The sequence below is a fragment of the Arthrobacter sp. Soil_C_49 genome (assembly GCF_057656635.1).
This window is the reverse complement of the sequence record NZ_JBDGJZ010000004.1, coordinates 332,733-347,318: the sequence shown is the minus strand read 5'-3', so window position 1 is coordinate 347,318 and position 14,586 is coordinate 332,733. Positions and strand designations below refer to the sequence as shown.

The window sequence follows — 14,586 nt, the reverse complement described above, 5'->3', positions numbered from 1 at the left end:
TGTTACGGGAAAGCAGGCAACGCGAAAACCCGAAATTCGCTGCGAATCCCGGGTGATCCCAGCCTACCCCCAGCCGGCGACATGGCAGCCCGTCCGCAGCCGGGGCCGCTCCGAACCCCTGCAGGGAGACACACGCAAGTGAAACAGGACGAGAGGGCACAGCATGAGCGGAACCAGCGGAACGCCGCAATCACCGAAGACTGTCCTGGTGACGGGCGCCACCGGCTACATCGGCGGGCGCCTGGTGCCCAGGCTCCTCGATGAGGGCCACACCGTCAAAGTCGTTGTGCGCTCCCCCGGCAAGATTGCGGGTGTCCCCTGGCGGGACAGGGTGGAGGTGGTGGAGAGCAGCCTGGACGACGGCGGCGCGTTGCGGGCGGCGCTGGCCGGCGTGGACGTTTTCTACTACCTGGTGCATTCGATGGCTGCCGGGGCCGGCTTCGAAGAGAAGGAGCGGGCCATGGCGCGCACGGCCGCCGACGCCGCCGCGGACGCGGGCGCGGGCGTGGACAGGATTGTCTACCTGGGCGGGCTCCACCCCAAGGGCGTGGAGCTTTCCACCCACATGCGTTCCCGGGAGGCCGTGGGCCAGGTATTCCTGGACGGCCCGGTGGATGCGGTGGTCTTCCAGGCCGGGGTGGTCATCGGCTCGGGTTCGGCCTCCTTCGAGATGATCCGGCACCTCGCCGAAACGCTGCCGCTGATGCCTGCGCCAAGCTGGGTCCGGAACCGGATCGAGGCCATCGCGGTGCGCGATGTCCTGTACTACCTCGTCTCCGCGGCGTCCCTGGACGGCCCGCTTAACCGCACCTTCGACGTCGGCTGCCGCCAGGTCCTCACCTACGCCGGCATGATGCAGGAGTACGCCGCGGAAGCGGGCCTGCCCTACCGGCCGGTGCTGGCCCTGCCTGTTCCGGCACCCAAGCTGGCGGGCATGTGGGTGGCCCTGACCACTCCCATTCCGCTGTCCATGGCCGTTCCGCTGGTCCAGTCACTGCAGCACGACGCCGTGTCCAACGAGCAGGATATCGACCGGTACATTCCGCAGCCCGACGGCGGCTTGACCGCCTACCGCACCGCCGTCGCCCTTGCTCTCGGGAAGGAACGCGACGGCCAGGTGGAGACCACGTGGGCCAGCGCCGGCGCTTCCTCCGATCCCCTGCCAAGTGACCCGGACTGGGCCGGGCACAAGGTGTACATCGACGAACGGACTTTCCATGGCGACGTCGATCCGGCGCATGTCTGGACGGTCATCGAGGGCATCGGCGGACGCAACGGCTGGTACTCCCTGCCGCTGGCCTGGCAGGTGCGCGGCTGGCTGGACAAGCTGACGGGCGGGGCCGGACTGCTCCGGGGACGCAGGCACCCGCACACGCTGGCCACCGGTGAGGTGGTGGACTGGTGGCGGGTGGAACGGATTGAGCGCGGGAAGCTGCTGCGGCTCCGGGCCGAGATGCGGGCCCCTGGACGCGCCTGGCTGGAACTGTCAGTGGAGTCTGACGGGGACGGCAGCCGCTACCGGCAGCGGGCCATCTTCTTCCCCAAGGGACTGAGCGGGCGGCTGTACTGGCTCGCTGTCCTGCCGTTCCACAGCCTGATCTTCCCGGCCATGGCCAGGAACATCACCGGGGCGGCGCGGAAGCTGGTGGATGCGGAGCCGGGCGCCCGGACCCCGTAGGATGTTTGGAGCCTAATCCGACCCCCACGTCCCAGGAGGACCCATGGCCCTGAGCGCAACCACCACCCTTCCGCACTCCGTCCCCAGCGTTGCAGCTGTCCTGGTGAACGAGGACTTCCAGCGCCACGTCAGCCAGCTGGTGGGCGGCAGCCTTGAATCCTTCACCGTTGACGGCGACATTGCCGGCGCGTTCAGCGCCACGTCCGTGCGGACCCTGCCCACCACCCGCCTGCCGGAGATCGCCCGCAAGTTTGTGGGCGAGCACCTGAAAGTGACGCAGGTGGAGAACTGGGACGCTCCCGCCGCGGACGGTTCCCGGCAGAGCAACATCTCCCTGAAGATCGCCGGCGCCCCCGTCGATGTCACCGCTGTGCAGCGGCTGGTAGCTGCCGACGGCGGCACCCGCGTGGAGCTTGAAGGCGCTGTTAAGTCCTCGGTGCCGTTCCTGGGCGGAAAGATCGCCGACGCCGCCGAGCCGATGGTTGCCAAGGCCCTGAACCTGCAGGCCCAGCAGGCACAGGCCTGGCTGGAAAGCCACTAGTCGCGTGGAACTGCCCGTCTTTGCCGCGCTGGTCCTGGTTGTTGCCGGCATCTGGTCGCTGGTGGTCTGGCCGCAGTTCCTGCGCCGGGTCATGAAGGATCCGCGTGCCCGGGACGCCGCGGGCAAGGCCACGAAGTTCCTCACCGTGCATGTGGTGCTGGTGAGCATCTCGATGGTGCTTGGCGCAGCCACGGCCGTGATCGGAATTATGGGCCTGGTCAGTTAGGCCCCTTGCCTAAAAGGCTCCGGCCCTCTTCCCTGCGGGAGGAGGGCCGGAGCCTTTTGTGCAGTGAGGAAATGTGCGGCCGGGAAGGTTGCCGCGGGTTGTCAGGCAGCCTGGTTGAGCGCGTCCTCGGCAGCAACCCACGAAATCATGGCGCACTTGACCCGTGCCGCGTACCGGGCCACTCCCTCAAAAGCTGCCGCATCGCCCAGCAGCTCCGGGTCTGCGGAGATCTTTCCCCGGGACCTCAGGACCTCGCGGAAGTTGTCGATCACCTCGTGAAGTTCCGCCACCGTCATTCCCTCTGCCAGGTCCGTGAGGACGGAGGCGGACGCCATGGAAATGGAGCAGCCCGCGCCATCCCAGGCAACCTGTGCCACTTTTCCGTCGCTGACTGCCAGGCGCAGTGTCACTTCGTCGCCGCAGACCGGGTTGAGCTGGTGCGACTGGCCGGTGGTGGCGCCGTCAGGTGCCTCGGTGCCGGCCAGCCCGCTGCCGTGCCGGGCTTTGGAGTGGTCGAGGATTATCTGCTGGTACAGCTGGTCGAGGCTCATGGTTTTACCCTTCAGGGTGGTGTCTTAGGCGCGGAAATAGGCGCGCACGCCGGCCACGGCTTCGAGGAACTGGTCCACGTCGCCGGTGGTGTTGTACAGGTAGGCGCTCGCCCTGGTAGTCGCTGTCAGCCCAAGCCTGCGGTGCAGCGGCTGTGCACAGTGGTGGCCAACACGGACGGCGATGCCCCTGGAGTCCAGGAACTGCCCCACGTCGTGGGCGTGCACCCCGTCCACGTCGAACGCGGCGAGGCCGATCCGGTCCTGCCCGGCGGCCGGGCCCAGGACCCGGACGCCCGGGATGGACTCCAGCCCGGCGACCATACGCTGCCCAAGCTCAGACTCCCACCGGTGGATCCGGTCCAGCCCTGTTTCCGTCAGGTAGTTCACGGCCGCGGCCAGCGCCACCGCCTGCGAAATCCGTTGGGTGCCGGCTTCGAAGCGCTGCGGGGCCGGGAGGTATTCGGCCCGCTCCATGGTGACCGTGGTGATCATGGAACCGCCGGTCAGGAACGGCGGCAGGATGTCCAGGAGGTCCTGTTTCCCGTAGAACACGCCGATTCCCGTGGGAGCGAGCATCTTGTGCCCGGAGAATACGGCAAAGTCCACGTCCAGCTCTTTGACGTCCAGCGGCATGTGGGGGGCGGACTGGCAGGCGTCCAGTACCACCAGGGCGCCGGCTTCCCGGCCGAGGGCCGCGAGTTCACGGACCGGGTTGATGGTGCCCAGGACGTTGGAGGCATGCGTGAAGGCAAGTACCTTCGTCCGGCCGTTCACAGTGTCCCGCGCCAGGTCCATGCGGAGGCTGCCGTCGTCGTCCACCGGGATGTACCGCAGGGTCGCCCCGGTGCGGAAGGCCAGCTCCTGCCAGGGGATGAGGTTGGCGTGGTGCTCCATTTCGGTCACCACGATTTCGTCACCCGGGTTCAGGGCCAGCTCCTTGAGCCGGGCGTCGCCCCTGCCCTGGGCAGCCCACAGCCCGGCGTTGGACAGGGCGTAGCTGAGGAGGTTCAGGCCCTCGGTGGCGTTGGAAGTCCAGATGATCTCGGAGTAGTCGGCGCCAACGAAGTCCGCCACGGTCTGCCGGGCGTCCTCGAAGGCTTCGGTGGCTTCCACGGCGAGGTGGTGTGCGCCGCGGTGGACCGCGGCGTTGCGCTGTTCGTAGAACTCCTGCTCGGCTTCGATGACGCTGAGCGGGTTCTGCGAGGTGGCTCCGGAGTCCAGGTAGATCAGCGGGCGTCCGTTGACCTGCTGGTTGAGGACCGGGAAGTCGTTGCGGATGCGCTGCACTTCGGCGTCATCCATGACCGGCACGGCACGTTCCAGTGTGGCTGGCGTTGATACTACGGCCAAAACAAACTCCTTGAAATGCCAACGGATGACACTCAATTGTCCCACAGCACGGCTGTGGCGGCCGCCCGGAGGGGCAGCCGCCACAGTCGTTCCGGGCTTCAGCCCGCGGAGTGGAGGGCCGGCGACGGCTGGGGGGAGAGTCTCGGTCTCAGAAGACTCTGACGTCGCCGGCCCCGTCCAGCCCGGTCCCGAGGGACCGGAAGTTGTTGGATACAGAGGCCTTGTTGTTCGCGCTGCTCTGGCTTCTTTCGTGCCGCTTGCTTTGCTTCCATAAGTAAATACTCCGGCGCCACCCTGCACACGAGTAGGGTGTACTCGAATTCGCCTGCGGGCCACTACCTGTGGGCCGCAGATACCCGGAAGGCTCCGAAAGTAAGGCCGGGCGGCTGTGGCGTGCCTGCCGGGTGTGCCGGCAGAGGGCATGGGTAGGCCAGGCGGGTGTGCCGGCAGAGGGCATGGCGGGCCACGCCGGTGCTTCGGCGAAGCTTTGACCGGGCGCCGCTCCAGGGGGCCTACTTGGGCAGGGCGGACTCCAGCTCGTCCCGGCTCCGCACGCCTAGCTTGACGTAGGTGCGGTACAGGTGGCCCTCCACCGTTCGCACTGACACCATCAGCCGCTGGGCGATTTCGCGGTCCGTGAGGCCCTGGACAGCCAGGCCTACGATGTCCTGTTCACGGCGGGTGAGGTGGACGGCGGGAGCCGCGGCGATGAAGCGGCCTTCCCGGAACCTCTCGCCCAGTTCGTGGTCGCATTTCTCGCGCAGGGCCACGGCCTGCCGGGAGCGCCGGCGTTCCCCCGCCTGCTCCAGGAGGGTGCTGGCGCGGGCGTAAGCTTCCCGGGCCAGATTCACGAACCCCGATTCTTCGAGGCCGGCGGCGGTTTCCATCAGGGCGTCCCCGTCAGCTTCTTCCCACCGGGCGGCCAGGACCAGCATCGCCTGCGCCCACCGGCCCTCGACAGTCTTCGCAACCGTCTGCACCATCGGGATGACCGAGGGGTCGCCCAGGTCCCAGCAGATGGCCAGGAGTTCGAGCAGGGTTCCGGCCCTGGCGGTGGCGTCAGGGGTGGTGGCCAGCGTGTGCAGCGCGGCCAGGCCCTTGCCGTCCCTGGACAGGTATTCTGCGGCAGCAGCACTGTAGGCCGCGGCGAGCAGCTCGTGGGCAGGGCCGCCTGTGGCAGCATCGCTGTAGTCCTGTTCCAGGCGCTGCCCCTGGGCGGTATCCCCCAGCCGCGCGGCAACGTAAAAGCCCAAGGCCGAACCCAAGCGGAAAAGCTGCAGCGGATCGTTCAGCCGGAGCGCCTCCACGGCCGGGAGCAGCACCTGGTATGCACGCTCCATCCGGCCCTGCCGCAGCAGGGAGTATCCTCGCAGCACCTGGAGGCTGCCGTTGAAGGTGGCGGCCCCAAGCGAGTGGCTGCTCCCGTAATTGTCGAGTTCGCGCTCCGCTGATTCCCACTCGCCCATGGCAAGGTAATCGGTCACCAGCCGGCCCAGCACAAACTCCGTGTAGAAGAACAGGCTGTCCTCCAGCGGGGGCAGCTCGGAAGCGGCCAGCAGCGCCGAATCCAGGCCTTCGGAAGCGCGGCCGGCAGCAGCCAGGGCGTGCGCCAGGAGCGCCTCCCCCAGTGTCCGTACGGGTTCGCCTCCACCGTCCGGGGAGGCAGTGTTCCTGATCTCCCGGACCTCGGCGGCCAGCGCTTCCGCGTCCACTTCCGCGCCCAGCTCCAGGAGGCGGAGGAGGCGCAGGAGTTGGTCATGCGCGGACCGGTCCCCCTCTACGGGCTGTTGGACGTGTTCCCGCATGTCCTCGATGAGGACATTGAGCGGGGCGCCTTGTGCCTGGTGGGCGGCTGCACGGAGCAGGACGACGGCGGGACCCTCCGCAGTACCGGACAGTTCCCGCCAGCAGGCGTCAAGAAGATTGGCGGCCTGCCCGTACACGCCCTCGTTGTACAGCGCCCGGGCCTGGACGGCTTTGGCCAGGGGTACCAGTGCGGGGTCCCGGACTTTCGCGGCAATAGTGCTCGCACTGTCGTTGCGGAACCGGCGCAAGGCTTCGCGTGCGGCCTGCAGCATCTCCTGGTCAGGGATCCGCAGGCCAACCTCAAAAGCCCACTCGACGGAGCGGAGCATGCCCTCGCCGCGCAGGGCTGTGCTGTCCTGGTGGGCCCGGATCCGCTCCAGCAGTTGCAGGCTCCGGGACACTGAGAGGGTGTTCCTGATGGCCTTGGCGAACAGGGAGTTCCAGATGGAGAGCTCCACAGGAACGCCGGAACTCTCGGAGACCATCTGCTGGTCGATGAGGGACCGGACCACGGCGGCCCCGCTGATTTCCTCGATCACCTTCCGGCCTACGGGTCCGGCGAGGGCGATGAGCTTCAGCGCTTCCTGCTCCTCCGGTGACCGCCGGAGATGGTCCTTGGTCACCACGGCCGTGAGCTGCGGTCCGTCAGCCGGCAGGGGGCCCAGCAGTACCCAGATGCCGTTGCGCTTTGCCAGGACACCGGATTCGGCGGCATCGTGCAGCAGTGCGTCCAGGATCCGCGGATTGCCGCCGGAGGCATGCCAGACGGAGTCAACCGTGGCTGGGGGGACGGTCCCGTCCAGGACGTGGGCCAGCACCTCTTCGATCTGTTCCCGGTTCAAGGGCCGGAGGTCCACCCGTTCCGCAAGGCCGTCGTACCAGAGCTGGTCCAGCGGCTGCGGGAGGCCGGGCCGGGGCCTGGCAGCGGCCACCACCGTGGCCCAGCCGGCAGAGATGAGGTCCGCCAGGACGCCGGCGGAGGCCTCGTCAAGGTGGTGCGCGTCGTCTACCACCAGTAGGACCGGGGCACCGCTTCCGGCCTTCAGCTTTTCAAAGTAGGTCCACATGGACCGCAGGACCGCTACCGGTGACACAGACTCTTCAGCGGTCAGGTCTCCCGTGTAGGGGGTGAGGACGCCAAAGGGCACGGCTGCCAGGGCCGAACTGCCGTGGATCTGCAAAATGTTCAACTGCCCGGCCAGGCGCTCGGCGATCGCCTCCGTCAGGGAGGTTTTCCCGATGCCGGGCCCGGCCATGAGGAATACCGCGTGGCTGGTGCCGTTCCTGACAATGTTGCAGATCCGTTCCAGCGGCTCCCGCCGTCCGGTGAGGGCGCGGTGGGCCGTTGCCGGTTTGTGGCCGTTAGACGAGTCCAGTCAGATCACCCCTGGAAGTTACGCCGAGCTTAGTGAAGACCTGGTACAGGTGGCCTTCAACTGTCCGGACTGATACGCCCATTTCCAGGGCGATATCACGGTTTGAGGCGCCCCGGCCGGCGAGCCGCGCGATCTGGCGCTCCCGGGCGGTGAGCAGCGGGCTGCCGCTGCTGGGCACGATGGGCAGGTTTGCCACGGTGGCAGCGAGGATGTCCAGCCGGGCCTGGGCGGTCCGGGCCGAGACCGCATCCCCGTCCTGCCGGGCGAAGTCCACGGCCAGTGCCATGCAGCGGGCCTCCACAGCGTCCAGTTCCAGCGTGGCCGCCAGTTCGCCGGCCGCGAGGAGGGTCTTGGCGTCCTTGGTCCTGCTGCCCACGGCAACGAGCCGGGAGACTTCTGCCAACGGGCCCTGGCGGTGGCCGGCGATGTCCTCCAGCAGGCGGAAGTCGGCATCGCTGCCGTTGACCGTCGCAGCGAGGAGGCTGATCCCTGCCAGTGTGTAGGAGCCTGCTTTGATGTTCCGTTGGGCAGACTGCTTGAGTCCGGCAACCGATTCGGAGTCACCCAGCCAGCGCCCGGCAACCAGGGCACAGAACTCAATGATGTTCTCGGCTGCGAAACTGGATGTGCCGGCGGTCCTTTGCAGCTTTGCCAGGTACTTTCGCGACTGGGGCGCGTTGCCCGTCTGGGCGTACGCCAGGGCCGTAGCCGCATACGCCGTGCGCAGGGCGGCCTGGGCAGGCTGGAGTTCCAGCTGGGCCACCGCCGAAATCAGAGGATCCAGGGCGGCACCGCCACGGCCGGAATAGACATAGGCCACACCTGCGGCAAGTTCAGACGCTGCGCTCCGGTAAGGCATCCGGTCCGATCCGCCGTCGACATGCGGGCCCACAAGATCAATGCAGCGCCGCCACTGCCCGGCCATCAGCAGCACCACGAACGCCTCCCTGGTGTACTGCTCGCGCAGGCCCACCACGTGCGATGCATCCGTGATCTGCCCGCCCAGCCGCCGCATCAGGCTCAATGCATCCATTTCCCGGCCTGTCAGGGACAGCGCGGTCATCAGGATGACGGACGCCTGCATGCGGTAGGACATGTCCGGGTTGCGGGCGGGATCCGCTGCGGCTTCAAGCTCCGGAATCATGGCGGCATAGTCACCGGCGAAGGCGCGGTATTCGAATCCGCTCAGCGCTACCTGGTTTGCCGCACATACTGCCGGGTGCGGCCAGGCGGCCTGGCTCCCGGCCGAATCCAGCCTTTCCCGTGCGTCGGCAAGAAGGTCAGGAACTTTGCCTGCGTGCTCCGGCAGCCACAGCATAACGCGGGCCTTGGCCGCAACGACCTGCGCGTATTCTTCGACGCCCACGCTGTCCAGTTCGGGCTGCGAGATGTCATCCAGGGCTGCCAGGGCCTGGACGGGGAGGTCGAGCTGAAGGTATGCGGCGGCTTTGTGCCGCTGGGCAGGCACCCACTGTGCGTCCGTCCTCTTGAGCATGTCCGCGTAGGCCAGGGCGAAGCGGGGGTCAAAAAGCTGGACGGCAGCTTCAGCGGCGGCGAGGGCAAGGGCAGGGCTGAGCTCGGCTTCGCATTCATGGGTCCAGGCGGCGAAGGCCATCAGCTCGTCGACTGTCATCTCCGCGGGATCGGGTTCCGTCCCGCCGAGCAGCTCGCTGCGGAGCTCACGCCGCCGGGCAATACTCAACCAGGAGCGCACCACATCGCCGATGTATTTCTCCCGCAAGGACACCCAGCGGTGGTCGGAGTCGTCGATCTCCAGCAGGCCCCCGTCCTCCATGTCAGCCACTACGTCGGAACTGTAGATGGCCGTGAGCCTGGAGAGTTCCACCCGCCGGGCACAGGAGAGCATTTCGATGACTTCCCGCGTTTCCGGAGTCTCCCTTGACCAGCGCGAGCGGACGATGTCATCAAGGCTGGCGGCGCCGTCGAGCACCACTTTGTCGCGGAGGGTCCAGACGGAGTCGGACAGGACCAGGTTTCCGGAGAGTTTTTGCTCGGTGACCAGTGCCTTCAGCAGCAGCGGGTTGCCGCCCACCGTGTGGTGGTACGTGTTGACCAACGAGGCGGAGACCCGGTGGCCCAGCAGGGACAACAGCACCTGCCGGGTCTGCAACTCGTTCAGGTTGCTCAGCCGGACCTCGGTGAGACGCCGGTCAGTGAGCAGCCAGTGGAAGTCCGGCGGAAGGTCGCTGATCTTCGGTGCTACGGCGATGATCCTGGCGGTCCCGGTCAGGAGTACGTTCAGGAGCACCCCGGCGCTCATGTCGTCGATGCTTCCGGAAGTATCAAGGGTAATGACGCAGGGCCGTCCGGCGGCATCGCTCCGGATCAGCGACGTGATGCCGCGCAGGATGGCCGTGGGTGAGCCCATGTAGGCCTGTGGGAGGCGGGCCAGCAGGAAGGAGAGGCAACCGTAGGGCGTGTTGGCGCCGGCCGGGCCGCTGCGGAGTTGAAGGGACCAGGCATCGGGGCCAAGGTCAGCCACGGCAGCCCGGGCCAGTGACGACTTCCCCACGCCGCGGCCGCCGGTGATCACAACGCCGAGGGAATTTTCGGTGGTCAGCGCTGCCCGGACGGATTCAAGGTTTGCGCTGCGGGCAGGGGCAGACCAATGCTGACCTTCGGGTATCCCGGAGGTTTCCTTCTGCAGCCCAGCGCCCGGAGGTGTTGACCCACGTCCCCAGCTGAGTGGCTCGATTGACATGAACTTATCCCCTACGTCCCCTGATAGCGGGATGTAGCCCCATTGCTCCCCCGCCTTGGAGACAGAGTACCTCGTGGGACAGACAAGGAAACAGGTCCGGGCGACTTTAAGTTTTTTGTGTTGTTATTGCCCGGCCTTGGCAGGATGGAATTTCTGCTGCGCCTGCAGCAGCCCGTCCCGCACCAGCAACTCCACAGCATCAGCGGCCTCATCCAGGAGGAAGGGCAGCTCTTTGAGCTCGGCAGTACCGAAATCCCGCAGCACGAAGTCGGCGGTGTCCATCCGGCCGGGCGGCCGGCCCACTCCTACGCGGACACGGTAGTAGTCCTTGGTGCCGAGCGCTTTGGAGATGTCGCGCAGCCCGTTGTGGCCGCCTTCTCCCCCGCCAATCTTGAGCTTGACCGTGTTGAAGGGGATGTCGATTTCGTCGTGGACTGCTACCACGTGATCCGGTTCGATGCCGTAGAAATTGGCCAGGGCCGAGACCGGGCCGCCTGAAACGTTCATGTAGCTCATCGGTTTGGCCAGCACCACGCGGGGGCCGCCGATTCCAAGCCGCCCCTCCACCACCTGGGCCCGCGATTTGTGGGTCTTGAAAGCCGCCCCCACCCGCCCGGCGAGTTCGTCAAGCACCATCTGGCCGACGTTATGCCGGTTGCCTTGATACTGGGCGCCGGGGTTTCCGAGGCCGACGATCAGCCAGGTGTCAGTCATGGGTCCATCCTAAGTTGGGCAGGTTGGGCGTGATACGGCTGTGGCCAGGCCCCAGAGGGACCCGGCCACAGAAAAAAGGAGGAGACTACTCAGCTGCGACCGAGGAGCCTTCAGTGGTGTCGGCCGAGGCCTCTTCCTCGGAGACCTCGGTAGCCTCGGAGATGTGTACCACAAGTGCCTCAGCGTCGGCCAGCAGGACTGCTCCCTTGGGCAGGACCAGGTCGGAAGCGTGGATGTGCTGTCCGGCGGTGCGGCCTTCGATGTCAACCTCGACGGCGGTGGGCAGGTGGGTTGCCTCGGCCTCGAGCGAGATGACGGTCAGTTCCTGGTTGTAGGCGTTGCCGGGGGCAACTTCGCCAACAACGTGGACGGGGATGTCAACGGTGACCTTCTCGCCCTGGCGGACGGTCAGCAGGTCGATGTGCTCGATGATCTGCTTGATCGGGTCGCGCTGGACGTCCTTCACCAGGGCCAGGTGGCCTTCGCCGTTGATGTCCAGGGACAGCAGGGCGTTGGCGGTGCGGACAGCCAGGGTGGTTGCCTTGGCCGGGAGGGTGATGTGGATGGGCTCTGCGCCGTGGCCGTAGATGACGGCGGGGATCTGGTTGTTCATCCGGGCGCGGCGGGCGTAGCCCTTGCCGAATTCGGTGCGTACTTCTGCTGCGAGCTTCTGCTCAGACATGGATATCTCCTTGAAAACTAAACGGTGTTCAGCAAGGGCGGAGGTCTGTTGCGACCTTCAACGCCAGGCGGCCCGGAGGCCGCCCACTTCGAAGGGAGATTCAGACCCAGTCGATAACGGAGACTGCGGTCCGGTTCCCGCACGTGCGGTTACCGGGGCTCTCCCTCGCCAAGGTATCGCTGAAGAGTCTACCAGCGCCGGACCAGATTCCTTAAAACGGTCCGGCGCCGGTGGTTGCGGTCAGGCCTTGCCGTCGAACAGGCTGGTGACGGAGCCGTCGTCGAACACTTCGCGGACGGCGCGGGCGATCAGCGGCGCGATGGACAGCACCGTCAGCTGCGGGAAGCGCTGCGCGGAGGAGAGCGGGAGGGTGTTGGTGACCACAACCTCACGGGCGCCGGACTCCGAGAGCCGCTGGGCGGCCGGCTCGGAGAAGACCGCGTGCGTGGCAGCGATGATGACGTCCTTGGCTCCGGCGTTCTTCAGCACGTTGACCGCGCCGGAGATGGTTCCGCCGGTGTCGATCATGTCGTCGATCAGGACGCAGGTGCGGCCTTCGATCTGGCCCACCACTGTCTTTGAAACGGCCTGGTTGGGGACGGTCAGGTCCCGGCTCTTGTGCACGAACGCCAGCGGGGCGCCGCCCAGGCGCTCAGCCCACTGCTCGGCTACCCGGACGCGGCCCGTGTCCGGCGAAACCACGGTGATGTTCTCGGCGTCCACGCGGGTCCGGATGTAATCGGCCAGCAGCGGGATAGCCATCAGGTGGTCCACGGGGCCGTCAAAGAAGCCCTGGATCTGGGAGGTGTGCAGGTCCACGCTCATGATGCGGTCCGCACCGGCGGTCTTGTAGAGGTCTGCCACCAGGCGGGCCGAGATGGGCTCGCGGCCGCGGCCCTTTTTGTCCTGCCGGGCGTACGGGTAGAAGGGGGAAACAACGGTGATGCGCTTGGCGGAGGCCCGCTTCAGCGAGTCGATCATGATCAGCTGTTCCATCAGCCAGTTGTTCAGCGGGGCCGGGTGCGCCTGGATAACGAAGGCGTCGGTTCCGCGGACGCTTTCGCCGGCGCGCACATAGATCTCGCCGTTGGCGAAGTCGTAGGCGTCCACCGGCAGCAGCTCAGTGCCCAGCTCCTTGGCGATCTCCCGGGCCAGCTCGGGGTGGGCACGGCCGGTGGCCAGCACCAGCTTCTTTTCGCCGCGCGCCGTAATTTCGCTCATTATTGCTTGCCCTCTTCTGTAGATGCCGGGGTACTTGAGGAATTTGTGGTGGCTGCCTGGGCCAGTTCGGCGGAGCGGGTTCCGGGCCGGTTGGCCGGGACCCAGCCCTCGGTGTTGCGCTGCGCCGCCACTGTCAGGGCGAGCGCGCCCGCCGGAACGTCCTTGCGTATCACCGCGCCGGCGCCGCTGTACGCGCCGTCCCCCACGGTGACCGGGGCAACAAAGACTGTGTTGGAGCCGGTCCTGACGCCTGAGCCGATGACCGTGCGGTGCTTCTTCTCGCCGTCGTAATTGGCAGTGATGTTTCCGCAGCCGATGTTGGTGTCCTCGCCGATCTCGGCGTCGCCGGCGTAGCCGAGGTGGGACAGCTTTGAGCCGCGCCCGATGGTGACGTTCTTGGTCTCGTAGAACGCGCCGATCTTGCCGCTCTCGCCCAGGACGGTGCCGGGGCGGAGGTACGTAAAGGGGCCGACGGCGGCGTCCGGGCCGATCACCGCGCCGGAACCGTGGGTGCGGACAACCTTGGCGCCCTCACCCACCGTGACGTCAGTCAGCGTGGTGTCCGGGCCCACCACGGCGTCCCGGGCCACGCTCGTGGAGCCGTGCAGCTGGATGTTGGGCAGGAGCCGGACGTCCTCGTCCAGGGTCACGGTGGAATCGATCCAGGTGGTGGACGGATCCACCACGGTGACGCCGGCGCGCATCCAGGCTTCCACCACGCGGCGGTTCAGTTCGGCGCCAAGGGCGGCGAGCTGGACGCGGTCGTTCGCGCCCTCCACCTGCCAGCGGTCCGCTGTGACCACGGCGGCCACGCGGCCGCCGGACTGCCGGGCCAGGGCCAGGACATCGGTGAGGTACTTTTCGCCCTGCGAGTTGTCTGTGGTGACGTGGGCCAGCGCGTCGCGGAGGACGGCGGCGTCAAAGGCGTAGATCCCTGAGTTGACTTCGCGGATGAGGCGCTCGGCGTCGGAGGCGTCCTTGTGTTCGCGGATGCCGGTGACGGTGCCGTCCTCGCCGCGGAGGATCCGGCCGTAGCCGGTGGCGTCGTCCAGGACCGCGGTGAGGACGGTGACGGCGTTGGCGTCGCGTTCATGGGCGGACACGAGTTCGGCCAGCAGGGCGCCGGAGAGAAGCGGCACGTCGCCGTAGGTCACCACCACGGTTCCGGTGAGCTTCTGCTCGGCGTCGAGGGCCTGCAGGGCCACCTCCACTGCACGGCCGGTGCCGGGGATCTCGTCCTGGTCCACAATGACGGCGGCCGGATCGACGTCCGCGAGGTGGCGTGCCACCAGGTCGCGTTCGTGGCGGACCACCACGGCAAGCTGGCGGGGGTTGATGCTGCGGGCGGCCAGGAGGGCGTGGGCCACCATGGACCGGCCGCCGATCTCATGCAGGATCTTGGGGGTACGCGATTTCATCCGGGTACCGGCGCCTGCCGCCAGAACGATGACTGCGGCCGGACCGGTTTTCTCGGGGATCACGTACGGGCTCTCCTTGCTTGGTTACGCTGGCGCTTGCGGGTGCCCGCCCGGCCTCCAGCCGGCGGGGGCACCGATGGTGATGCTACTGAAGCTCCTGGCACAGCAGTTCCGCCCATAGGATTCGAACCTATACTCCACGGCTCCAAAGGCCGGGGTGCTGCCGTTACACCAGAGCGGACCGTGCCGTGGGCCTAAGCCCCGGGCACAAGTCCCTATTTTGCCACGGGTTCGGGGCGCC

General features: G+C 67.2%; 11 protein-coding genes and 1 tRNA gene. 3 read left to right on the top strand and 9 right to left on the bottom strand.

Annotation, left to right across the window (positions count from 1 at the left end):
* Positions 1–163 precede the first annotated feature (163 nt).
* Genes AC3A4Z_RS09735 through AC3A4Z_RS09725 form a run of 3 tightly spaced genes read left to right on the top strand, consistent with a single transcriptional unit; the run spans position 164 to position 2,445 of the window.
* Positions 164–1,678 carry an SDR family oxidoreductase gene (locus AC3A4Z_RS09735; RefSeq protein ID WP_498711395.1) on the top strand — a complete coding sequence of 505 codons (1,515 nt, stop codon included), beginning with the start codon at positions 164–166 and terminating at the stop codon, positions 1,676–1,678.
* Between the two features lie 43 nt (positions 1,679–1,721).
* Entirely contained in the window at positions 1,722–2,219 is a 498-nt protein-coding gene (locus tag AC3A4Z_RS09730; protein ID WP_493970408.1) for a DUF2505 family protein, read from the top strand.
* A gap of 4 nt (positions 2,220–2,223) precedes the next feature.
* Positions 2,224–2,445: an SCO4848 family membrane protein gene (locus AC3A4Z_RS09725; RefSeq protein ID WP_498711394.1), complete on the top strand. Its 222-nt coding sequence runs from the start codon at positions 2,224–2,226 to the stop codon at positions 2,443–2,445.
* A 101-nt stretch (positions 2,446–2,546) separates the two neighbouring features.
* Here AC3A4Z_RS09725 and sufU read toward each other — a convergent pair whose 3' ends face one another.
* The 9 genes from sufU to AC3A4Z_RS09680 all read right to left on the bottom strand — a co-directional run bounded on the left by sufU (position 2,547) and on the right by AC3A4Z_RS09680 (position 14,526).
* A complete protein-coding gene (gene sufU / locus AC3A4Z_RS09720) occupies positions 2,547–2,996 on the bottom strand; it encodes a Fe-S cluster assembly sulfur transfer protein SufU (RefSeq protein WP_493970407.1) in 450 nt (149 codons plus the stop codon).
* A 24-nt stretch (positions 2,997–3,020) separates the two neighbouring features.
* A complete protein-coding gene (locus AC3A4Z_RS09715) occupies positions 3,021–4,346 on the bottom strand; it encodes a cysteine desulfurase (protein WP_498711393.1) in 1,326 nt (441 codons plus the stop codon).
* 512 nt (positions 4,347–4,858) lie between these two features.
* Positions 4,859–7,462: a helix-turn-helix transcriptional regulator gene (locus AC3A4Z_RS09710; protein WP_498711433.1), complete on the bottom strand. Its 2,604-nt coding sequence runs from the start codon at positions 7,460–7,462 to the stop codon at positions 4,859–4,861.
* Positions 7,463–7,514: 52 nt separating this feature from the next.
* On the bottom strand, positions 7,515–10,250 hold the full coding sequence (locus AC3A4Z_RS09705; protein ID WP_498711392.1) for a helix-turn-helix transcriptional regulator: 2,736 nt from the start codon (positions 10,248–10,250) through the stop codon (positions 7,515–7,517).
* A 123-nt stretch (positions 10,251–10,373) separates the two neighbouring features.
* The gene (pth, locus tag AC3A4Z_RS09700) at positions 10,374–10,964 is read right to left on the bottom strand and encodes an aminoacyl-tRNA hydrolase (RefSeq protein ID WP_498711391.1); all 591 of its coding nucleotides are present in this window, start codon (positions 10,962–10,964) and stop codon (positions 10,374–10,376) included.
* Positions 10,965–11,049: 85 nt separating this feature from the next.
* Positions 11,050–11,646 (bottom strand): 50S ribosomal protein L25/general stress protein Ctc, encoded by a 597-nt coding sequence (locus AC3A4Z_RS09695; protein ID WP_493970403.1) that lies wholly within the window; start codon positions 11,644–11,646, stop codon positions 11,050–11,052.
* Positions 11,647–11,886: 240 nt separating this feature from the next.
* Entirely contained in the window at positions 11,887–12,867 is a 981-nt protein-coding gene (locus AC3A4Z_RS09690; RefSeq protein ID WP_050055844.1) for a ribose-phosphate diphosphokinase, read from the bottom strand.
* Positions 12,867–14,348 carry a bifunctional UDP-N-acetylglucosamine diphosphorylase/glucosamine-1-phosphate N-acetyltransferase GlmU gene (glmU, locus tag AC3A4Z_RS09685; protein ID WP_498711390.1) on the bottom strand — a complete coding sequence of 494 codons (1,482 nt, stop codon included), beginning with the start codon at positions 14,346–14,348 and terminating at the stop codon, positions 12,867–12,869. Before glmU ends, AC3A4Z_RS09690 begins: the two co-directional genes overlap by 1 nt.
* 106 nt (positions 14,349–14,454) lie before the next feature.
* Positions 14,455–14,526: transfer RNA gene (locus AC3A4Z_RS09680), tRNA-Gln, on the bottom strand.
* Positions 14,527–14,586 lie beyond the last annotated feature (60 nt).